Source organism: Nocardia sp. CC213A (genome assembly GCF_030766805.1).
In the GTDB taxonomy this organism is placed as follows: Bacteria; Actinomycetota; Actinomycetes; order Mycobacteriales; family Mycobacteriaceae; genus Nocardia; species Nocardia otitidiscaviarum.
Map to the genome: position 1 here is coordinate 392,070 of NZ_JASFXA010000001.1, position 20,089 is coordinate 412,158.

24 protein-coding genes are annotated in these 20,089 nt (G+C 70.3%); 11 read left to right on the forward strand and 13 right to left on the reverse strand.

All coding sequences use genetic code 11. The annotated features are described in order from the left end of the window. The first annotated feature begins 64 nt into the window (after positions 1–64). Complete coding sequence (locus tag QJS31_RS01760; protein ID WP_306355783.1) at positions 65–1,492, forward strand: aldehyde dehydrogenase family protein; 1,428 nt, start codon at positions 65–67, stop codon at positions 1,490–1,492. Here QJS31_RS01760 and QJS31_RS01765 read toward each other — a convergent pair. The 3 genes from QJS31_RS01765 to QJS31_RS01775 form a co-directional block, all read right to left on the reverse strand. After that, the gene (locus QJS31_RS01765; RefSeq protein WP_282785288.1) at positions 1,468–2,274 is read right to left on the reverse strand and encodes a ThuA domain-containing protein; all 807 of its coding nucleotides are present in this window, start codon (positions 2,272–2,274) and stop codon (positions 1,468–1,470) included. The genes QJS31_RS01760 and QJS31_RS01765 overlap by 25 nt on opposite strands. 9 nt (positions 2,275–2,283) lie before the next feature. Beyond that, the gene (locus tag QJS31_RS01770; protein ID WP_282785287.1) at positions 2,284–3,045 is read right to left on the reverse strand and encodes an SDR family NAD(P)-dependent oxidoreductase; all 762 of its coding nucleotides are present in this window, start codon (positions 3,043–3,045) and stop codon (positions 2,284–2,286) included. A gap of 262 nt (positions 3,046–3,307) precedes the next feature. Then, a complete protein-coding gene (locus QJS31_RS01775; RefSeq protein WP_282785286.1) occupies positions 3,308–3,910 on the reverse strand; it encodes a TetR/AcrR family transcriptional regulator in 603 nt (200 codons plus the stop codon). Between the two features lie 292 nt (positions 3,911–4,202). Between QJS31_RS01775 and QJS31_RS01780 the strand changes: the two genes are divergently transcribed. Continuing rightward, a complete protein-coding gene (locus tag QJS31_RS01780; RefSeq protein WP_282785285.1) occupies positions 4,203–4,874 on the forward strand; it encodes a TetR/AcrR family transcriptional regulator in 672 nt (223 codons plus the stop codon). On the opposite strand, the gene QJS31_RS01785 is transcribed toward QJS31_RS01780, so the two are convergent. From QJS31_RS01785 to QJS31_RS01800, 4 genes are read right to left on the reverse strand one after another with little or no spacing between them, the layout of a single operon-like run. After that, entirely contained in the window at positions 4,865–5,176 is a 312-nt protein-coding gene (locus QJS31_RS01785) for a Dabb family protein (RefSeq protein WP_051037368.1), read from the reverse strand. The genes QJS31_RS01780 and QJS31_RS01785 overlap by 10 nt on opposite strands. Beyond that, on the reverse strand, positions 5,173–5,757 hold the full coding sequence (locus QJS31_RS01790; RefSeq protein ID WP_282785284.1) for a hypothetical protein: 585 nt from the start codon (positions 5,755–5,757) through the stop codon (positions 5,173–5,175). Before QJS31_RS01790 ends, QJS31_RS01785 begins: the two co-directional genes overlap by 4 nt. Before the next feature lie 20 nt (positions 5,758–5,777). Then, positions 5,778–6,353 carry a neocarzinostatin apoprotein domain-containing protein gene (locus tag QJS31_RS01795; RefSeq protein WP_282785283.1) on the reverse strand — a complete coding sequence of 192 codons (576 nt, stop codon included), beginning with the start codon at positions 6,351–6,353 and terminating at the stop codon, positions 5,778–5,780. Then, positions 6,350–7,576 carry a hypothetical protein gene (locus QJS31_RS01800; RefSeq protein WP_306355784.1) on the reverse strand — a complete coding sequence of 409 codons (1,227 nt, stop codon included), beginning with the start codon at positions 7,574–7,576 and terminating at the stop codon, positions 6,350–6,352. Before QJS31_RS01800 ends, QJS31_RS01795 begins: the two co-directional genes overlap by 4 nt. 339 nt (positions 7,577–7,915) lie before the next feature. Here QJS31_RS01800 and QJS31_RS01805 point away from each other — a divergent pair, with 339 nt between their 5' ends. From QJS31_RS01805 to QJS31_RS01840, 8 genes are read left to right on the forward strand one after another with little or no spacing between them, the layout of a single operon-like run. Continuing rightward, complete coding sequence (locus tag QJS31_RS01805; RefSeq protein ID WP_306355785.1) at positions 7,916–9,523, forward strand: carbon-nitrogen hydrolase family protein; 1,608 nt, start codon at positions 7,916–7,918, stop codon at positions 9,521–9,523. Positions 9,524–9,568: 45 nt separating this feature from the next. Next, on the forward strand, positions 9,569–10,378 hold the full coding sequence (locus tag QJS31_RS01810) for an oxidoreductase (RefSeq protein ID WP_306355786.1): 810 nt from the start codon (positions 9,569–9,571) through the stop codon (positions 10,376–10,378). After that, positions 10,375–11,322 carry an alpha/beta hydrolase gene (locus tag QJS31_RS01815; protein WP_306355787.1) on the forward strand — a complete coding sequence of 316 codons (948 nt, stop codon included), beginning with the start codon at positions 10,375–10,377 and terminating at the stop codon, positions 11,320–11,322. Before QJS31_RS01810 ends, QJS31_RS01815 begins: the two co-directional genes overlap by 4 nt. 8 nt (positions 11,323–11,330) lie before the next feature. Continuing rightward, positions 11,331–12,452, forward strand: coding sequence for an aromatic ring-hydroxylating dioxygenase subunit alpha (locus QJS31_RS01820; protein ID WP_282785938.1), 1,122 nt, complete (start codon positions 11,331–11,333; stop codon positions 12,450–12,452). Next, positions 12,449–13,144: a hypothetical protein gene (locus tag QJS31_RS01825; protein WP_282785939.1), complete on the forward strand. Its 696-nt coding sequence runs from the start codon at positions 12,449–12,451 to the stop codon at positions 13,142–13,144. The genes QJS31_RS01820 and QJS31_RS01825 overlap by 4 nt, the downstream gene beginning before the upstream one ends. 13 nt (positions 13,145–13,157) lie before the next feature. Next, positions 13,158–14,084: a hypothetical protein gene (locus QJS31_RS01830; RefSeq protein ID WP_306355788.1), complete on the forward strand. Its 927-nt coding sequence runs from the start codon at positions 13,158–13,160 to the stop codon at positions 14,082–14,084. Continuing rightward, positions 14,081–14,863 carry an SDR family oxidoreductase gene (locus QJS31_RS01835; protein WP_282783248.1) on the forward strand — a complete coding sequence of 261 codons (783 nt, stop codon included), beginning with the start codon at positions 14,081–14,083 and terminating at the stop codon, positions 14,861–14,863. The genes QJS31_RS01830 and QJS31_RS01835 overlap by 4 nt, the downstream gene beginning before the upstream one ends. Next, positions 14,860–15,603, forward strand: coding sequence for an arylmalonate decarboxylase (locus tag QJS31_RS01840; RefSeq protein WP_282783250.1), 744 nt, complete (start codon positions 14,860–14,862; stop codon positions 15,601–15,603). Before QJS31_RS01835 ends, QJS31_RS01840 begins: the two co-directional genes overlap by 4 nt. An 81-nt stretch (positions 15,604–15,684) precedes the next feature. Here QJS31_RS01840 and QJS31_RS01845 read toward each other — a convergent pair whose 3' ends face one another. The 5 genes from QJS31_RS01845 to QJS31_RS01865 all read right to left on the reverse strand — a co-directional run bounded on the left by QJS31_RS01845 (position 15,685) and on the right by QJS31_RS01865 (position 17,893). Beyond that, on the reverse strand, positions 15,685–15,828 hold the full coding sequence (locus QJS31_RS01845) for a hypothetical protein (RefSeq protein WP_282783252.1): 144 nt from the start codon (positions 15,826–15,828) through the stop codon (positions 15,685–15,687). A gap of 55 nt (positions 15,829–15,883) precedes the next feature. Further along, a complete protein-coding gene (locus QJS31_RS01850) occupies positions 15,884–16,210 on the reverse strand; it encodes a type II toxin-antitoxin system PemK/MazF family toxin (RefSeq protein ID WP_282783254.1) in 327 nt (108 codons plus the stop codon). Beyond that, a complete protein-coding gene (locus tag QJS31_RS01855; RefSeq protein ID WP_282783255.1) occupies positions 16,207–16,449 on the reverse strand; it encodes a hypothetical protein in 243 nt (80 codons plus the stop codon). Before QJS31_RS01855 ends, QJS31_RS01850 begins: the two co-directional genes overlap by 4 nt. A 102-nt stretch (positions 16,450–16,551) precedes the next feature. Further along, entirely contained in the window at positions 16,552–17,295 is a 744-nt protein-coding gene (locus QJS31_RS01860; protein WP_306355789.1) for an arylmalonate decarboxylase, read from the reverse strand. Between the two features lie 37 nt (positions 17,296–17,332). After that, positions 17,333–17,893 (reverse strand): TetR/AcrR family transcriptional regulator C-terminal ligand-binding domain-containing protein, encoded by a 561-nt coding sequence (locus QJS31_RS01865; protein ID WP_282783260.1) that lies wholly within the window; start codon positions 17,891–17,893, stop codon positions 17,333–17,335. A gap of 81 nt (positions 17,894–17,974) precedes the next feature. Here QJS31_RS01865 and QJS31_RS01870 point away from each other — a divergent pair, with 81 nt between their 5' ends. Beyond that, the gene (locus tag QJS31_RS01870; protein WP_306355790.1) at positions 17,975–18,868 is read left to right on the forward strand and encodes a DUF4437 domain-containing protein; all 894 of its coding nucleotides are present in this window, start codon (positions 17,975–17,977) and stop codon (positions 18,866–18,868) included. A 333-nt stretch (positions 18,869–19,201) separates the two neighbouring features. Here QJS31_RS01870 and QJS31_RS01875 read toward each other — a convergent pair whose 3' ends face one another. After that, positions 19,202–20,047: a CoA ester lyase gene (locus QJS31_RS01875; protein WP_306355791.1), complete on the reverse strand. Its 846-nt coding sequence runs from the start codon at positions 20,045–20,047 to the stop codon at positions 19,202–19,204. Between the last annotated feature and the right edge of the window lie 42 nt (positions 20,048–20,089).

A 20,089-nucleotide genomic window follows, 5' to 3' on the forward strand; every position in this document is an offset into this window, starting at 1 on the left:
ACGGCGCTGCGGTGTCGGGCGCGTACGCGCCTCGCGGCGGCGCGAAACCGGACGGAGCGCGCCGATGAGGATCTCGCGGGAGAATCCGGCGCGGCCGAGCGAGATCGTCGGAACGGTGCCGGTCACACCGGCCGAGGCGGTGGATCCGGTGGTCCGCGAAGCGCATCGGGACTTCCAGGGGTGGTCGGCGCTGCCGTTGGAACGCCGCCTGACGGTGCTGGGCACCGCCGCCGACGCGCTCGCGGCCGCGACCGCGCGGCTGAGTGTGCTGCTCGCCCGGGAGACGGGTAAGCCGGTGGCCGACTGCCGGGGCGAGATCGGTTTCGCGGCAACCTATCTGCGGTGGGTCTGCGCGAACGCACCACGTGTGCTGGATGGTTCGGTCATCGACGACGAGCACGGCCGGATCGAGTGCACACCCGCTCCCTTCGGAGTGGTCGCCGCGATCACGCCGTGGAACGCGCCCGTCATTCTCGCCGCGCTCAAACTCGGTCCCGCGCTCGCCGCCGGAAACGCGGTGGTGCTCAAGCCGTCTCCGCTCGCACCGTTGGCGGTGACGGAGCTGGCGGCGCTGCTGCCCGCCACCCACGTGATCCACGGCGGCCCGGAGACAGTGCGCGCGCTCATCGCGCATCCGAGGGTCGGCAAGGTGGCCTTCACCGGCGGGGCCGAGGCGGGCCGCCACATCGCCGCGGCGGCCGGTACGGCGCTCACCCCGGTGGTGTTGGAGCTCGGCGGCAACGATCCGGCGGTGCTGCTCGACGACTTCGCGCTCACCCCGGCCGATTACGAGCGTCTGGTGCTCGCCTCCTTCGCCACCTCCGGGCAGGTGTGCATGGCGGCCAAACGGCTGTATGTGCCGCGGCACCGCCTGGACGAGTTCGTCGAGTCCTATCTCGCCGCGGCGCGCCGCGTCCTGATCGTGGGTGATCCGCTGGACGAACGGGTGACCATGGGTCCGGTGGTCGATCGCGCCGCCGTCGAGCGCATGAACCACTTCATCGCCGACGCCTGGAATCGCGGCGGCTGGCTCATCCCGCTCGCGGATCTGCCGACGGACACCGCCGACGGGTACTATGTCGCGCCCACGCTGGCCCTCGACCTCCCCGACGACGCCGCCCTGGTGCGGGAGGAACAGTTCGGCCCGCTGGTCCCCGTGCTCACCTACGAGACCGAGGACGAGGCGTTGGCCCGGGCCAACGACTCCGACTTCGGTCTCGCCGCCTCGGTCTGGTCGGCCGACGAGGACCGCGCCCTCGCGGTGGCCGCCCGGCTCGAGGCGGGCTTCACCTTCGTCAACACCCACAACCGCACCGGCATGTCGCTGCGCGCGCCGTTCGGCGGTGTCAAACGCAGCGGCTTCGGTCGTGAGTACGCCGAGGAGGGCCTGCGAGAGTACGTGCAGAGCACCGTGATCCACGCCCCGGCCGCATTCCGCCCCGGCGGCGCGGGCATGCCCGCGCGCGCCTACCCGGACGCGGCGTCGCGGTAGCCGTCCACATCCGCCCGCATCCGACCGGTCACCGCCCAGTGCACGCAGCGGCGCAGGATGGTCCGGAACGCCGCGGACTCCCAGCTGCCCCGGTCGGTGCGCCCCAGATCCGCGATGCCGAGATCGCGCAGATCGTAGCGGCCACGGCAGTGGCCGAGGGTGAGATAGCAGACCATACCGGCCCCGTGGTCCTTCAGATACAGCACCGGGCGGATCTCGTCGGTGCGGGTGTGCCCCTCCGCGAAACCCGGGCAGTCGCCGACGAATCGGGTGTGGGCGAGCACGCGCAGCGGCGGATGCAGTTCGCTGATGTACAGCTCGTCGGTCACCTCGAACGCCCCGACCCCCCGCAGCAGCGGATGTTCGGGTTCGGTCGGCACCACCCGGTAGGGCGCGATATCCGGATGGCCGAGGAACTGGCTGCCGAGGACCTCCGCGAGCTCGCCGAAGTCGCGGGGCGTGGCGAACAGGGCGTCGGCCTCCGGCCCCAGGGGTTCGATGGCGGCATTGGTGCCGTGCAGCGCCAGCCAGCGCCCGCCCCGGGAGACGAAGTCCGCCAACCGTTTCCGCTGCCGCTCGGTGGGCACGGTGGCGCAGGTGTAGGTGACGAGCAGGTCGGCGGTGTCCAGGGCGTCGCGGCAGTCGTAGTCCTCGAATACCCGGGTGCGGACCAGTTCGTAGGCGCCGAGTTCGCGCAGCAACCGCAGCCGGGCGTAGTCGAAGTCGTGCCAGCGTCCACCGCACACCAGCACCGCCTCGATCCGGCCGGTGGGTCCGGACATCACGCCGCCTCAGAAATCGAATCGATTGGTGAAGCCGCCGTCCACCACCAGGTTGACCCCGGTGATGTGCCGTGCCGCCGGGGAGGCGAGGAAGGTGACCGTACGGGCCACGTCCTCGGGACCGGCCAGCCGCCCCAGGGCGGTGGCGGCCACCGCGCCGTCGTAGAGCGCGGGCAGCTGATTCTTGATGTAGTCCCACGCCCCGCCGTCGAAGTACACCGGCCCGGGCGAGACGGCATTGACCCGAATGCCCTTGGGACCCAGTGCCCGTGCCTGTGCACCGACGTGCTGGACCATGGCGGCCTTGAGCGCGCCGAAGCTGTTGGCGGTCGGCAGCACCCCGGCTTCCAGTGCGGAGGTGCTGGCGATGGCGACCACGGCCGCAGCCTCGCTGCGCTCGAGGTGCGGTGCGGCCGCCTCCAGCAGGCGCACCAGGCTCATCAGATCGGTGCGGAAGTTGTTCTCCCACGCCTCGGGCCCCTCTCCCACCGAGGCGGAGGCATTGACCACCACGATGTCCAGACCGCCCAGCGCGCCCGCGACGGCCTCGACCAGCTCGGTGATGGCGTCCGGGTCCGAGACGTCCGCCGCCCGGTGGAATACCGTGCCCTGCTCCCCCAGTTGTGCCGCGGCGGCGGCGAGCGCGTCCGCGTCGCGGGCGCAAACGCCCACCGCCGCACCTTCGGCGAGCAGGGACCGTGCGGTGGTGAGGCCGATGCCGCGGCTCGCGCCCGTGATGAGGGCGCGCTTGCCTTTGAGATCCAGTTCCATGGGAGTGTTCCTTCCGGTCGGCGGATGCTGTCACGCCGGAATGCGCTGTGTGGGAGCGGCTCTCGGCACGCTGCCGGTTTCAGTGAAACACAAACTAGAGTCCATCTATAGAAACTTCGCCGAATTCGCGGCCGAAAGTCCGCCGGGCACACCAACAGTCGCCGGGGGGCGCTGAACGCCCGACAGACACAGCAGGACTCGATACCCGCACAGCGGATTTCCGATGCGCACGCCCGAACTAGTCGGCACGGCACCGCGCGGATCACAGCGCGCCGATATCCTCCGCGATCGCACGCACCTCCGCGCCGAAGCGCCGGCGGCCCAGATTGGCCAGCACGGCGTCCTCGGTGAGCCACGCGACGGCCGCCACCTCGAGCAGGCTCGACAGCGCGGTCGCCGCCGCGCCGCGGCGCGCCGGTGACGACTTCCCGTGCCGCCGAGCCAATTCGGCCGCGAACACGATCACGACCTCGGCATGGTGCGCGCCACGCAACGCTTCGACGGCCGAGTTCCAGCCGGGTGAGCGAACGAAGTAGACCAGCGCGGCATCGCGTCGGTGCGAGCACCAGTGCAGCATCGCGTCCAGGACATCGCCGATCGGCACGTCCGGGCTCCGGTCGAACTCATCGCGCAGCCGGCTCGTCAGCGCCCGCGCGAACCGACGCACGGCGGCCAACAGCACCTCGTCCTTGGACCGGTAGTGGTAGTACACCGCGGCCGGGGTCATACCCGCCGCGGTGGCGATCTCGGCCACGGTCACCTGCTCGATCGGCCGTGCCGCGCACAGTGCCACAGCGGCATCCAGTACCGCGTCCTGCCGAGACGGACGGTGGGGCGCGCGACGCGCGCCGGGTCGATCTGCCATCGCACGATGATGACAGGCGCGACACCATGCGAGCACCGCGCCATCGCCATACGAGCACAGTGCCATCGCGCCGAACCAGTGGCTCTGCCATCGCACAGCAGTGCTCGGCAAACGCGCCGAACCAGTGCTCTGCGATTGCTACGAGCACTCGGCCATCACCACACAAACGGTCTGGCGTCGCTGCGCGAAACGCTGTGCCCTCGTCGCGCGAAACGCTGTGCCTCGCCGTAGCGGCGCTTGTGCCATCCTGAGCGCACCCACCGTCGGCGCACAGTGAACCGGAGCAGCGAGGATGACCGATCGCCCCCTCGAGGATGTCCGCCCGCCCGCGCATCGGCCGTCACGCCGCCACCTCGTCGTCGCGGCAGCGGTCCGGGTGTTCGCACGTAAAGGCTTCGCCGACACCGCGATTCAGGACATCGCCGACGAGGCCGGGATGGGGTCGGCGGCGGTCTACTACCACTTCACCGGTAAGGAGGAGCTGTTCGACGCCGCCCTCCGCCAGGCCATGGACGCCAGTTCCGCCGCGGCCGAGGCGGCATGGCCGCAGGACGCACCGGCCGACGAGCGCACCCTGGACCGGATCGTCACCGCCGTCTGGGACTGGACTGTCCGCGACCCCGACGCCTTCCGCCTGCTCTCCGGTCAGTCGCACGGCGGTGCGACGCCCGGATCACGCACGCTGGCAGCGGAGTACGCGGCCCGCCACGAACGGCGCGCCCACGACTACTTCGGGGCCGACCCGGTACCCGCCACCCCGCGCGCCGCCGCGGCGGTCCGCGCGCTGCGGGCGCTGCGCATCCGCACCATGATCATGACCACCATCGCCGTGCATCCCCTTCGCCTCGACGACGGCCCCCTGGCGGGAATACCCGACGGGGACCTGCGGACCGCGCTCATCGAGGTGTGCCACCGCATGGTGAAGGGGCGCGAGCCAGGACCCGCCGCCCCCGCTCAGGAGTGATAGTCCACCACCGCCCGCGCCGCCAGGCGCGGCACTAGCCAGGCCGCCACCTCGCGGTGCGCCGGATGCCCCTGGTAGGCCAAGAGTTCCGCGCCGGAGTCGTGGGTTGTCACCAGGCACAGGTCATAGGAGACATCGGTGCCGAGCTCGTCCAGCTCGACCGTCAGCGACCGCACGTGCGGCACCTCGCCCGCCAGGCCGCGCAGCAGCTCCGCCGCGCGCTCGCTGTCGGCGCGATCGGCGAACTTCATGAGCACCACGTGGGTGAGCGCCCCGTCGGTGCTGATCGCGTCGGCGGTCATCGGCTGCCGCGGCGACGCATCACCAGCAGTCCGGCGGCCAAGGCCGCGAGTATTACGCCACCGGCCACGATGGCGACGATCATGCCGGTATCACTGTCCTCCTCGGCCGCTTCGGCCGTGTCGGCGTCGGCCATCGGCGCGGGTGGTGGTGTGGTCTCCGGCGTGCCGAAGGTGAGCGGGACGGACGCCAGGATCTTGGACGGGTCCGTCAGACTGGTGACCGCGACGGTGCAGGCTCCGGGGGCGGCGGTGCAGTCGGTGCCGCCGACGGCCTCGACCAGCGCCAGCTCTCGGCCGCCGGTCGGCTGCCAGACGCCCTGTTCGTCGGCGCGGCCCATGAGCGAGCCGCTGAGCTGGCAGTCGGTCGGCAGCGTGATCTGCGGTTTGCACTGTCCCACGGCCACCGTGGGGAGATTCGGCGGCAGGCCCGCCAGATTCACCGTGATCATCTGTCCGGGTGCGACTCCGGAACTCTCGCTCACCTCCAGCGTCGGCGCGGCGGACGCGGCCGGACTGCCGACGAGCAGTGCCAGGGTGGCGGCGGCCGCCGGTACGGCGGTGCGCAGGACGGTGGACTTCATATTCTCTCCTCGGGGGATCGTCACAAGCGCCGACGCTCGGCGAGCGCGGCGAGAGCTACGGCGGACAACAGGGCGGCGGTGATCCACCACAGCGCCATCGACGGACCGGCGGTCTCGGAGTCGACCCGGGTGGCCGACGTGGTGGTCGTGGGGGTGACAGGTGGCCGGGAACCGGCGAAATCGACCGGGATCTGCGCGGAATTCGCGTCGATCACCGATTGCGGTTCGGTGCCGGGCAGCGGCGCGGCGGCGATCACGCACTGCCGCTGCGTGCAGTCGATATCGCCGAAACGCGCTCGCGCGGTGAGGGTTACGGTCGGAATGGTGCCGTCGGCGGTGATATTGACGAAGGTCGCCCCGCCTTCCAGGTCGCAGTCCCGCAGCCCGTTGGCGAAGCCCTGCGTGCACAGCCCCACCGCGACGGCGGCCAGGCCGGGCCGGAAGCCGCTGCCGTCCACCGTGATCCGCTGCCCCTCGGTGAGACCCGAACTCGCGCTCACCGACAGCACGGGCGGGTCCTCCGGTGCCGCGTACGCGGGTGCGGTGACGGCCAGCGCCGCCAGCGTGATGGAACAGACCGCGGCCGCGCGGATCATGACAGCCCTCCTTCGAGCACCGGGTGGGCGGCGCTGGTACGCGCCGGTCGAGGACGCGCCGAGCGCGCGTACAGCGCGGCGGCGATCAGGACGGGCAGAGCGAGCGCGGTGAGCGCCGTACCCGTGCCGAAGCTCGCGTCGAGCAGTGTCACCGCACCCAGCCCCAGTACCCCGGCCGCCAGGACGACGAGCAGGGTGAGCACCGGGAGCCACGGGTGTTCCGACACGGTCGCGGCCGTGCGGTCCAGACCGCGCGCCGCCCGCGCGGCGGCGGCCAGCGTGACCGCGATGCCGATCGCCGCACCGGCGGTGCCCGGCGCGGTGGCCACCAGGACCGGACCACCCGCGGCGAGGATCAGCAGCACCGGTACGGCGCCGACGTGCGGGCCGGGCAGTGCCACCGCGATACCCGCGGGCACCGCGGCCAGCAGCAGCAACCCCACCTGGTCCGCCCCGAACGCTTCCCAGCGGAAGAGCAGCAGGTGCAGTGCGGGCAGTACGGTGCCGCCCAGCACGAATCCGGCTGTGGCATACCCGAACAGGAGCAAGCGGATCGAGACGGACGCCCCCGCGCCCGTTCCGACACCCGCACCTACGCCGGCGCTGGCACGGCCGCCGGAACCTCCGTCGGAACCGCCACCGCCACCGCCACCGCCACCGGCATCGGCATCGGCATCGGCACTGATCGGAACCGGTTCTTCCGCAGCATGTGTCACTCCCAGCGCCAGCACGCTGTGCAGTCCGACGGCGATGCCCGCGACGATCAGCGCGGTGCCGGGCGTCTCGATCCAGATGGCACTCGTACCCGCCGCGACCGCCACACCCACCGTCATCGCCACCTGCCATCCGGCCAGGGCGCGCGACTGTCGCCAGACCATGACGCGTCCGAGCGCGATGAGCGGGCCGCAGGCCGCGCTCGCGACCAGCAGCGCCGCGACGAAAGGCACGGGCCCGGTGACCATCCCGGCGACGATGAACGCCAGCCCGGCCACGATCCCCGCCCCCGCCGCCCAGGACGGCGGCAGCCGCCGCCACACCGCCACCGCCGCCGCCACCGAACCGGTGACCAGCGCGGTGATCGCGATATAGCCGACCGCCGCGCCGGGGACGCCGACCACCCCGCCGAACGGTTTGCTCAGCAGCACCAGTTGCCCGCCCGCCACCGGACCAGCCCAGACACCGGCGAGCACCAGGGCGGCGAGCCCGAGTCGATCGGAACGCATATCACCCCTCCGACCTGCGTCGCGGACCAGCGGTGCCGGGCGCGGCGGACGGAAACGTGGATCGGTGCGATTCGCAGGTCGTCATCCTTACCTCCTGCGAGCGTTTCTCTGAAGGAAACGCAGTTTCGGAATTGCCATATTGAACCCGCACCTCCACCGGGTGTCAAGGCGAAACGAACCCGGCCGCAAGGGAAACAGCCGATCGCGCCACCGCCGATTACCACGGCGTGAAATCCGTGAACGCCGCTGGACAGATCCGGGCACCGGGTACAGAATCAGAACTATGGAAACAGCGTTTCGATGAAGGAAACGCGATCCGGAGCGGAAGGGCCTCACCCTATGACCCGAGTCGCGGCCGCGCAGTTCGCGGTCGGAACCGATGTCGCGGACAACCTCGCCACCTGCGTCCGCATGATCGACACCGCCGCCGATACGGGCGCGGAACTGGTGGTCCTCCCCGAGTTCTGTAACCACCTATCCTGGTACGATGACCGCGCCCATGCGCACCGAATGGCGTGCCGGCTCGGAGATTCCTTTCTCACCACCATCGCCGACCGCGCCGCCCACCACGGCGTATTCGTCAAGATCGGCGTCACGCTGGCGCACCCCGACGGCCGGACCACCGGAGCCTCGCTGCTCTTCGGCCCCGCGGGCGAGCTGCTCGGCCGCGCCGACAAGCAGATCCTCATGGGTGCCGAGAACGACTATCTCGAGGTGGGCCGGGAGGATGCGCCGGTCATCGAGACGGCGCTCGGCCGCCTCGGCATGTACGCCTGCATGGAGGGCGTCGTCAACGAGGTCACCCGGTCGCTGGCGGTACGCGGCGCGCAGGTGCTGGCCAACAGCCTCAACTCCTTCGCCGTCGACGAGGCGGCACTGCATATTCCGGTGCGCGCCGCCGAGAACAAGGTGTGGGTGATCGCCGCCAACAAGGTCGGCCCGCTGCTGCCGGTGGACCGGCTGCCCGAGATCGCCGCCCGGCTCGGCGTACCGCCGGATCGACTCGACGGGGCCGGGGAGTCCCAGATCGTGGCCCCCGACGGCACCTGCGTGGCCAAGGCTCCGCCGCGCGGGGAGGCCGTGATCGTCGCCGATATCGAGATCGCCCGCGCCGACGACAAACGACGGCCGGACGGCACCGATGTGCTCGCCGCCCGGCGGCCCGACCTCTACCGGCCGCTGCTCGCCGCACCCGCCGCCCGACAGGCCCCGACCGGCGCGGGGGCGGTGACCGCGGCGGTCGCCCGGCCCGATCACGACACCGTGCGGGCGCTGGCCACCGCCGACGTCCAGCTGATCGTGCTGCCGGAACTGGCCGCCCTGCCGGCCCCCGCACTCGTGGACGCCCTGCGCGACACCACCGCGCACGCGGTCACCACCGTCCGCGAGGGCGTCGCTCACCACGGTCTGCTGGTGAACGCCGACGGGGTGGTGGCGCGCCAGCCGCAGCTGCATCCGACCGCGCGCCACCCCTGGCTGACCGCGCCCGGCTCCGCCCTCACCGTGATCGAACTGCCCTGGGGCCGGCTGGCGCTGGTGGTCGGCGACGACGCGCTGTTTCCCGAGACCTTCCGGCTGGCGGCCGTCCAGGACGCCGATGTGGTCGCGGTGTGCCACACTCCCGCCGAACCGTGGGAGGCGCGCCTCGGACTGCCCGAACGCGCGGCCGAGAATCGGCTCAACGTGGTGGCCGCCGGACTCGACGACAGTGGCGGGCTCACCGGCGGGATCTACGCGCTCAGCCCCGATTTCACCCTCTGGACGGTCTGGGAGGGCCCGTTCGCCGGGGTGATCAGCCATCCCGACATCACCCCGGTTCCGGCCGGGGCCACCAGCGTTCGCGCCCGCATCCGACCGGCCCAGGCCGCCAACCGCCTCGTATCCCGGGGCACCGACCTGGTGGCCGATCGCCCGCGTCAACCCTTCGATTCCCTACCCGTGCCCTGACGAAAGCAGCCGTGTGACAACCGTATCGACGACTCCGGAGCAGCCATGAGCGAAACCCTGCAACACGTCGAGCAGCTGGTCGACCAGACCCCGCGCGCCGATGTGACCGAGACCTTCGAGGAGTGGCGGGCGCTGCTCACCGGATTGAAATCCCTTATCGCCGCACGCTTCTCGCTCACCCGTGACCCCTCGACCGCCGATCTGGAGACCTACGGCGACCCGGACGGTGGCCCCTCCGGCAGCCTCGCCGCCTACTCCGGACCGGAGATCGACTGGCTGGTGCACTCCTGGATCGGCGATCCCCGAACCGGTTTCGTGAATCTGCATCTCACCGCGTGGTTGGGCCCGCACATCCGGGTGCCGCACCTCGGATCGGCGCTGCTGCTGTGGCCGGAGGGCTGGTTCTACGTGGACGCGATCCCGCGCGGCGACCTCGTCGGCGACGGCGCGTACTTCGACGACTTCTACGCCCCCAATGACGAACCCTGGCTGGACTTCAAGCGCGACCACCCGGACTTCACCTGGTTCACCAGCCGCACCGGCTTCATTCGCGGCAGCCTCTCCCCCACCGCGTACTGCTACTCCTTTCCCCCCACGCGACCGAATCTCGATACCGTGGCGCAGGTGCTGACGTCCAGAGTGGAGCAGTGGCTGACCTGGGTGGACGCGGCCGAACCCGTGCCCGCCGCGGAACGCCCCGCACTCGCCGAGCGGGATCTGGCCATCCGGCGCAATATCGCCGAGCGGGATCCGGCCAATGTCATGGGAGAGCGGTTCTTCGGGCCCGAACTCACCCAGCGGCTGGTGCGCGCGCTCTGGGGCGGCGACCGTGAACTGCCGAGGCCGACCGCATGACACTCATCCGCTCCCTGTGGTGGTCGGCGCGCACCGACGGCACCGCACCATTCGACACCGCCCACCTGAAGGTCTACTACCCGGCCGTCGCCACCGGTTCCGACGCCGAACGGCTCACCGGCGTGTTCCCGCCAGATCCGGCGGACGCGCCCTATCCCGTGGTGGTGTTCCTGTCCGGGGTCAATGTCGGGCAGGAGTCCTACCGCCGCTTCGCCACCGCGGTCGCCGCGACCGGATTCGTGGTGGTCACCCTGGATCGGGTCGCCGAACTGTTCGGCGGGCAGCGTGGGCTCACCCCGGGCGTGGATCTGGACGCCGCCCGCCCGGACGCCTACGGCACCCGGCCGACCTGCCCCACCATCGGCGCGGTGCTGGCCGCCCTGGCCGACCTGAACGAACAGCCACCCTTGCGCGGCGCTCTCGATCTGGAGCGAGTCGCGCTGGGCGGACATTCGGCGGGCGGCACCGTGGCCCTCCAGTCCGCGCGCTTCTTCCCCGAGATCGCGGCGGTATTCGCCTGGGGCGCGCACACGCTCGTCGCCACCATGCTGGGCTGGGCGCCGGGCACCGTGCTGCCCGCCCAGACCGCCTGCCCGGTGCTGCTGGGTGTGGGGTCATGCGACGGGGTGATCCAGGGCAGCACCGACCGCTACGGCGAGGAGGGGGACGAACGGCCCGATCCGGTGCGGCGCACCTTCACCGAGGCGCTGCCCGACGGCGATCACCTGCTGGCGGAGGTGCCGGGAGCCAACCACTTCGGGATCGCCGACGCGGACCCCACCGCCGCACGCGCCTTCCTCGACGGCGTCGGTGACACCGACGCCCTGCCGTCGTTCGCGCGGCTGGTCTCGATCTTCCTGCGGACGCACCTGCGCGGCGATGCCGCGGCCAAGACCGAACTGGCCGAATTCGACGATGCCGCACTGCGTCTGACCCGGCGATAGGAACCACCATGCTGAAGAACTTCTGGTACGCCCTGGAATTCGCCGACCGCATCGGGCGGCAACCCCGGAAGGTGACCTGTCTCGGGCAGGATTTCGTGCTGTTCCGCACCCGCTCCGGCACGGTCACCTGCCTGTCGGATCTGTGTGTCCATCGAGGCGGGGCGCTGTCCATGGGCACGGTCACCGACGACTGCATCGCCTGCCCGTACCACGGCTGGCAGTACAACAGCGAGGGTGTCTGCGTGAAGATCCCGGCCAATGCCGAGGAGCGCAAGATCCCCCGCAAGGCGCGGATCGACGCCTACCCGACCGTGGAGCGCTACGGCATGGTCTGGGCGTTCCTGGGCGATCTCCCGGAGGCGGAACGCCCGCCCATCCCGGTCATTCCCGAACACGACGACCCGGAGTTCCGGGTGGTGCAGTTCGAGATGGAGATCGACGCCAATTACGAACGGGCACTGGAGAACGTGGTCGACGCCGCGCATACGCCGTTCGTGCACGGCACCAGCTTCGGCAACCCGGACAAGCCCGAAATCCCGGATTTTCGTATCCGCCAGACGGATTGGTCGGCCGAGGCCGATATCCAGCTCAGCCCGCCACTGCCCAAGGGACTGTGGGGACTGCTGGCCCGGCGGCGACCTCGCCCGGAATCGGTCACCGTGACCAACGCCTGGTATCTGCCGAACATCGTGAAGCTGCACATCCGGCTGCCGATCGGCGACATGCTGCTCTACGACTTCAATATTCCGCTCTCCCAGGAGCGCACGCTGGTCAAGATCCTGGGCTACCGGAATTTCTTCACCGGGGCGTGGGCGGACGGCAACGCGCGCAAGCGCATCGAGAAGATTCTGCTGCAGGACCGGCCGGTGGTGGAATCGCAGCGGCCCGAACTGCTGCCCTTCGACCTGTCCGACGAGCTGCACGTGCGCAGCGACGGCCTGCAGGTGGCCTACCGGCGGCGACGGTTGGAACTGCGCAAGCAGGGGTGGTGGGTCGGCGACGACGACATCATCACCGGCGACTCGCCGCGCCGGACGGCGACCGTCATCGCCTCCCCCGCCCGCCGCGACAATCCCGAACTGGCCAGTGCCTGGGTGCACAAGGCCCGCACCGGAGGTAATCCCGAATGAGCCTGCCCACCGCGCTCTGCGAGCGCACCCTGTCGGCGTTGAGCACCGCGCTCGGTCTCACCGTCGCCGAGGATCTGCCGCTGACCAGCGCCGTGTCGCCCGATCCGGTGGGCAGGCTGCGGGTGCTCCGCGGCGGCCCCATCGACAAGGCGGTGGTGGTGGATCTGGTGGTGCCGCCCATCGGACTCGACAGCCACATGGTGTTCGCCTTCACCGGAAGTGATTCCGCCGTACCGCATTTCACCCTCGATGCGGTGTACGCGGGCGACTACCACGCCATGCACCTGGATCTCATCCCGCGCGTGGACCTGGCGGTGCACCTGGACTATCTCGACGCCGCCTTCGGACCGCTCACCGATCCGCTGGCGGAGGCGTGGCGCATCGACGGGCTCTCCGCCGCCGCCATCGGACCCCGACAGCGGGCCATGATGTCGCCGTGGATGGTGGTGTGCCGGGCCACCGAGACCGCGTTCAAGGCCCTCGACGCCACCGTGGACCGGTATCTCGAGCATTGGCTGACGCTGGTGGACAACGGCGTTGCGGCCGTGGACGCCGAGCTGGCGGTGCGCGACCGTCGCCAGCGCGCCAACCTGTTCAGCCCCGAGGTCGATCCGGTGTGGGGGCGGGTCGCCCAGCTGCTCGGCACCGAACAGGCCGAGCGGGTGCGCGGCGAACTGCTGGCCGCCCGGTGAGAGACGGTGACGAGTGAGAGAAGGTAGCGCCATCGACGCTCCGAGCAATTTCCAGCAGCGCATCGCGGGTGAATGGGTGGGCCGCCCCTCCTTATTCGACGCGGGCGGCACCTGGTGTGGTTTCGAGGACATCCGACGCGCGTCGGTGCACGAGAACGGCACCACCACCTACTACATGGACGGCGGCCTCACCGGCGGCGGCACGCTGGCGGGCCGCTTCGCCCTCGGCGCGCCGTTCGCCTTCGGCGTTCGCGACTCCGACGCCGACCGGATCTACACCGGCCCGGACTTCTTCGGATCGGGGCAGCCCTACGGCGGGTTCGTGGACGCCAACTACTACGGTCCGGGCTGGCAGGTCGGGCTGAACACCTGGAATCAGACCCTCGGCGACACCCAGGTGTATTCCTCGGTGCTGTACCAGGGACCCGCGCTGGTCGGGGTGTTCACCGGTCTCTACACCCGCGACCCGGAGCTGGTCGAGCAGCGGGTCGAGACCGAAACCCGCTGTGGGCCGGTCGTCTTCACCGTGCCGACCAAGGAGAAGAGCCGCTACGCCGGTGAGCTGGAACTGTGGTCGGCCACGCAGCAGCCGCTGGGCGCGCTGCGGATGGAACTCGAGATCGACCCGGTGACCCTGCTGGTGGCCGAACACCGCCTGGTCATGTCGGGCCCGGTCGCCTCCGACTCCCGGATCACGGTGCGCCGCGACGGCGTGCGGTCCTTCCACGAGGGCCCCGATGTGTGGGGCAACGGAAACTCCTACGGCAGAGCGAATTTCGTGCGGCTGCACACCATCGACGGCCGTCGGCTGATCGGCCGCGAGTTCATGATGGACGCCGAACCGGGTATGGGCGCGGGCACCCGGATGGCCGTCGTGTACCAGATGTTCGACCACAACAGCCTGGCCGCGGTCATGCACGGCGTACTGGAGCGCACATGAGCGCCGTGGTGATCACCGGCGGCACCCGTGGCATCGGGCTGGGTATGGCGCGCGCACTGCTCGACGGCGGTCACCGGGTCGTACTGTGCGGCAGCGACGCCGGGCGGGTAGCGAAGATCAGCGCCGAACTCCCCGATCACGCGGTGGTGGTCACCGCCGACGTCACCGACCGGGAGCAGGTGCGTCGGCTGTGGGACACCGCGGTGGAACGGTGCGGCGGCGTGGACATCTGGATCAACAACGCGGGCGTTTCACACGACCGGAAACCACTGTGGGAGTTATCCGTCGAGACCACCCGCACCGTCCTGGACACCAATCTGCTGGGCGTGCTCAATGGCTGCGCCGTGGCCGTGGCGGGAATGGCCGACACCGGCGGCGGCCACATCTGGAACATGGAGGGCCTGGGCAGCGACGGGCGCATCGTGGCCGGGCTGGGGGTCTACGGCGCGAGCAAGCGCGCGGTCACCTATCTGACCACCGCGCTCGCCGCCGAGGTGCCGTCCGGGGTGTCGGTCGGGCTGCTCAGTCCTGGCATGGTCGTCACCGACCTGCTCACCCACGGCTACGACGATCCGGCCGAGTTGGCCAAGGCGCGCCGCATCTTCAACATCCTGGCCGATCCGGTGGAGACGGTCGCGCCCTGGCTGGCCGCGCGGGCGGTCGACAAGCGGCGCAACGGCGCGCACGTGCGCTGGCTGACCACCCGCAAGATCATCGGGCGGTTCGCTCTCGCGCCGGTACGTCGCCGCGACCTGTTCACCACAGAGAGGAACCCATGACCGACGCACTGGGCTGGCGGCGCAAATTCGGGGTGATCGCGCCGTCGACCAACACCATTGTGGAACCCGACTTCTACCGCATGGGCGTGCCGGGGGTCACGGCCCATTTCAGCCGCATCCACATTCGCGACCAGAACATGAACGACGACGCCGGTATGGGTCGGCTGCTCGAGCAGATCCGCGCCGAGATCGGGGCCGCCTGCGAACGCGTGCTGACCTGCGAACCCGACTACATGGTCATGGGTATGTCCGCGGAGACCTTCTGGGGCGGAGTGGAGGGCAATCGGCAATTCGTGCAACAGATTCACGACATCACCGGCCTGCGGGTGGCCACCGGCGCGGAGGCGTGCCGACGTGCCCTGCACCTGTACGGCGCGGAACGGATCGGCGTGGTCACCCCCTACCAGCCCGTCGGCGACGAGAACGTCGTCCGCTTCTTCGGCGAACTCGGCTTCGACGTCAAAGCCATTCGCGGACTGCGCTGCCCGACCGCCGTGTCCATCGCCCACGTGACCGAGGACGAATTGCGTACCGCGCTGCACGAGGTGGACGACGCCGGAGTGGACGCACTGGTGCAATGCGGCACCAACCTGTCCATGGTGCGTTTGGCCGACGAGGCGGAACGCTGGCTCGGCAAGCCGGTGATCGCCATCAATGCCGCGACCTGGTGGATGGCACTGCGCGACAACGACATCCCCGACCGTGTGGAGGGAGCGGGCGCGCTGCTGCGCGACCACTGACCGCCGGCCCGGCACATTCGTCGCCGGGTCCGGACCGCCGACGCCGCGCGCCCCCACGTGCAACAGGGCCAGGACGCGAACTCAGCGCATCGACCCCGCCGGCGGCAGATGCGGTTCGAAAGCGGCAGCGACGCGGAGAAACTCGGCGTCGGTGGGCACGCCTTTGGTCGATGCTGCCTCGATCTCCGCCGCCCTCGCCATGTCGATCATCGTCGCTGCGTTCATGTTGCGGCCGTGGGCTGATGCCACGGGTCGCCGGTGGGCACTCGGGCGGTACTCCTCACTCGAGCCCCTGAGCGGCTTTGAGCCGTTCGTCGAAGATGGCGATAGTGTCGTCGGCGAGTCTGCCGACCGGCCCGGAAAGCCAGGGCCGGTACACGGTTGTCACGCGGTCGGTGCGTATCCATCCCGCGATGGGGTCGGCGTCGGCCAGCGGGACAGCCACCAGGCGGTCAGGGTCGTAGCGCTCGACGGGCGCGACCATGACCCAGTTCTCACCTGGTCCGAGCAGGTATCCGGGGGTGACGATCACGCGGTAGGGGGTGCGCTCGTCGTCTTCGCGGCTGGGTCGTTCTCGATCGAAGGTGTAGATGTCGCCGTGGTTCACGCGGCGTGCCCGCCTCGGTGTTCCTCGGCGCGGGCAGCCTCCTCCAGTGCGGCCTGTTCCTCGGCGCGGGCAAGGTCGGCGGCCTCGTCGCGGCGGCGCGGCCGATTGGCGTCCTCCCACAGCGCGCCGATACGAGCGGCCCGCACGACGTACGGGGAGAGCTTCAGACCGTTCCGTTCAGCAGCAGCCCGGAAAAGCGCCAGGTCCGCGTCTGGTACCTCGATCGTCAGTTTCGCCATACTTCACACCATACTCTCAGCCAGGTCATAGAACGGGGGATACGCCGTGCTATGTAGTTGCCTCGGAACGTCACGGCCGCGGTCCGAGCCGAGCGGGTGGGATCAGTGTTCGCGCAGGAGGGCTCCCGCGCCCTCGATGCGATCGGCGAAACCGTGGTCGCGCAGGGCGTACCACAGGGTGGCGGCATTGATGGCGATCACCGGTTTGCCCAGTTCCGCTTCGAGGCGATCGGCGAGTGCGACGAAGGAAAGGTTGGTGCCGACCTGCACGATCGCCTGCACGTCCGGGCCGTCCAGGGCCGTGACGACCTCGCGTAGGCGGTCGTCGCCGACGCGTGCGATTGCCATGGCGCTCGGGCAGCGCAGCCCGGTGATGGCGGCGACGTCGAATCCCGCCTCGGTGAAGAACCGCCCCACCTCGCGGTCGGCGATGGGTTGGTACGGCGAGAAGACCGCGATGCGGCGGCAGCCCAGTTCGTGCAGAGCGGCCCGGCACGAACTCGCCCCGGTGGTGACCGGCAGCCCGGTGCGGTCGCGCAGGCGCTGTTCGAAGGCCGCGTTCCCGGCCACGCCGCCCCAGAACGTCTCCGCGGACATGCCCATGACCATGCGTTCGGGTTCGGCGGTCAGCACATCGCGCACGGCGGTCTCGATGGAGGCGCGGATCTGCACCAGCAGCGCCTGGAAGTCCGCGTCGTCGCCCATCACCGGATTCGGGATGTACATGGAACCGGCGCGGAACGCGATACCCGGCAGCCCCGCCCGCCAGTAGTCGTGCTCCACAACGGTATTCGTACTCGGTACGACGACGCCGAAGACGGCGCGGGTGCCGACGACATTGGTCATGACGCTCCCTGGTACTGCTGGATTCGGGTGTTTCGGTTCAGGTGGTGACGCGGGCCAGCACGTCGGCGGCCGCGCGGTGCGCCCGCTCCCGGTCCACCGGGCGGTCCAGCAGCAGCGCGTCCACGAGCAGCGGCGCGACGATCGCCGACGCCGCCTCCTCGACGGCGGCCTCGTCGCCGAATGCGAGTGCGCGCAACGCCGCCCGGAATGGCTCCAGCAGGTCCGCCACGTACCGGTGGCGCAGCTCGGTGCAGGACGGGTCGGCCGACGAGGCGGTCACCAGTGCGCGCAGGAAGGCGGCGACGGGCTTGTCGCGCAGACGATCACACAGCAGATCCACCTCGGTGTGCAGATCGGCCACGAGATCACCGCTGGGCGTGAGGGGTTCGTGCGGGGCGACGGCGATGAGCGCGGCGAGGACCTCGCGCGGTGTCGGCCAGTGCCGGTAGATGGTGGTGCGGGCGACGCCGGTCACCGCGTGCAGGCGCTGCGGGGTGAGCGCACCGGCCCCCTCGGTGAGCAGCAGGTCCAGCGCCGCGGTCAGCACGACGGCTTCGGTATCGGCGGCGGGGCCCGCGGGACGTCCGGGTCGAGTCACGAGAATTTACGATACACCTTGTTTTGGTTATTCATAACCAGTACATTTCGTATCGGAAATACAGCTTCCCGAGGAGGACCGATGCGTCCACACGTAGAACTCATCGACACACGCGATCTGATCACCCATATCGCCGAGTTCGAGCACGCCACCGGCAGCGCCGTGCAGCGCAATCTCAGCTACGACGAAGAGGACGGATCCGCCTCGCTGGCGGTCACTTTCACCAGCGACTGGTCCCGGCCCGCCGGGGTGCACCACGCCGAAACGGAGTGGTACGTGCTGTCGGGCGAGGTGACCATCGGCGATACCGTGCTCGGCCCCGAGGGCTATTGGATGGCCCCGACCGGCGTCCGCACCCCGCCGATCTCCGTCACCGCGGGCACCGAGATCCTGCTGTTCCGCGAACAGGGCGACTGGCGCTTCGACCTCGCCGACGCCGACCGCGACTTCGTGCGCCCCGATCAGACACTCGTGGTGCTGAATTCGGCCGAGATGCCCTGGATCGACGTCAAGGACGGCAGTCCGATGCGCTTCGACCTGGGCGGCACACCGGTACCCGGCCTGTACATCAAACTGCTGCACCGGGACGAGAAGACGGGCTTCTACACCCGCCTCATCAAGGCCAAGCCGGGCTGGCGCGAGGAGCCCCTGGCCCACCACCCGTGCTCGGAGGAGGCGTACTGCCTCGACGGCGGTTTCGAGTACAACTTCGGCAGGATGTGGCCCGGCACCTATTTCTGGCGGCCCGCGCTCATCCGACACGGCGATTTCACCGCCGACGCACAGCAGGGCTGCACATGGATCGTGCGCTCGGACGCCGATCTCGTGGACTGGTACACCGACAACGCGCGGGTGACCATGTCCGGCGACGCCACCAACTGGGGCGACGACTACCCGCACAGCCTCGCCCCGCGCTACATCGAACCGGTCCGCTCCCGCTCCATCGGAGCCTGGGCCGATCCCGGCTACCAATAGCGGCGGCCACGCGGACGACCCGAGTTCGCCGGGGTCCCATCGGCTTCCGATGCGGCACGGCGCGCGCGGGTAACCGGGTACGGGGTGCATGACAGGGTCGCCCCGTACCCGTCGGCCATCCCGGCACAGCCTCCCGTGCGGCCACGTCACGCCGGCACAGCGACCGTCCCGGCACGGCTCACTCGACGCAGCGGCCGCCCCGACCGGACACCGCGATGAACCCGATACAGCGATAGATCCGACATCACTCACCCCGGCTCGGCGATCAACCGCACACGACAGCCAGGCCGGCCCGGCGATCGACCGAGAGCAGCGGGGTGCGATCACGCCCGCCTATTCGAACGCGTCGTCGACCAGGGCGCGAGCGCGGCGAACAACGGCGCGGTCCACCATGCGGCCCGCGTCGTCGAGAACGACACCCCCCGCGGCGGCCTCGAAGCGGCGCACCAGCGCACGGGCCGCGTCCAGGTCGGCGGGGCCGGGGGTGAACACCTCGTTGACGACGGGGACCTGGGCCGGGTGGATGCAGGTGCGGCCGCGAAAACCCAAGCGACGCAGGGCTTCGGTCGATGTGCGCAGATCGTCGAGGTCGCGGAAGTCGGTGCTGGTCGGCGCGAGCGGGGCCGCGATGTCCGCGGCCGCACTGGCCAGCACGATCCGGGTGCGCAGGGCGAGCATTTCGTAGCCGTCACGCCCGGGTTCGATACCCAGTTCCGCGCACAGGTCCGCCTCTCCGATCATCAGGTGCCACACCCGGGGCGCGGCGGCGATCTCGCGCGCCGCGTAGATCGCGGCGGCGCTCTCCAGCAGCGGGCAGAGGCGAATGGGCCGCCTCGCCGGTTCGACCGCCGCCAACACCTCCCCCACCTCCCGAATCTGTTGCGCTGACTCCGTTTTCGCCAGGCATACGGCTTCCACTCCGGCCGCGGCGACCGCACGAATGTCCTCGAGGCCATGTTCACCGGGGTTGACGCGTACCCATATCCGCCGCGCCGACGGGGTGGCGGCGCGCAACCAGGCGGCCACCTCGGCGCGTGCGCCCTCCTTGTCCCGCAGCGGCACCGCGTCCTCCAGATCCAGCAGAACCACGTCCGCGGGACCGGACACCGCCTTGTCGAACAGTTCCGGTCGGTTACCCGGAACATACAGCGCCGATCGCATCCACTCCCCCTCACTCACCGGGCAACATATCGGCACACCACATTTGAGTGAAACATGGTT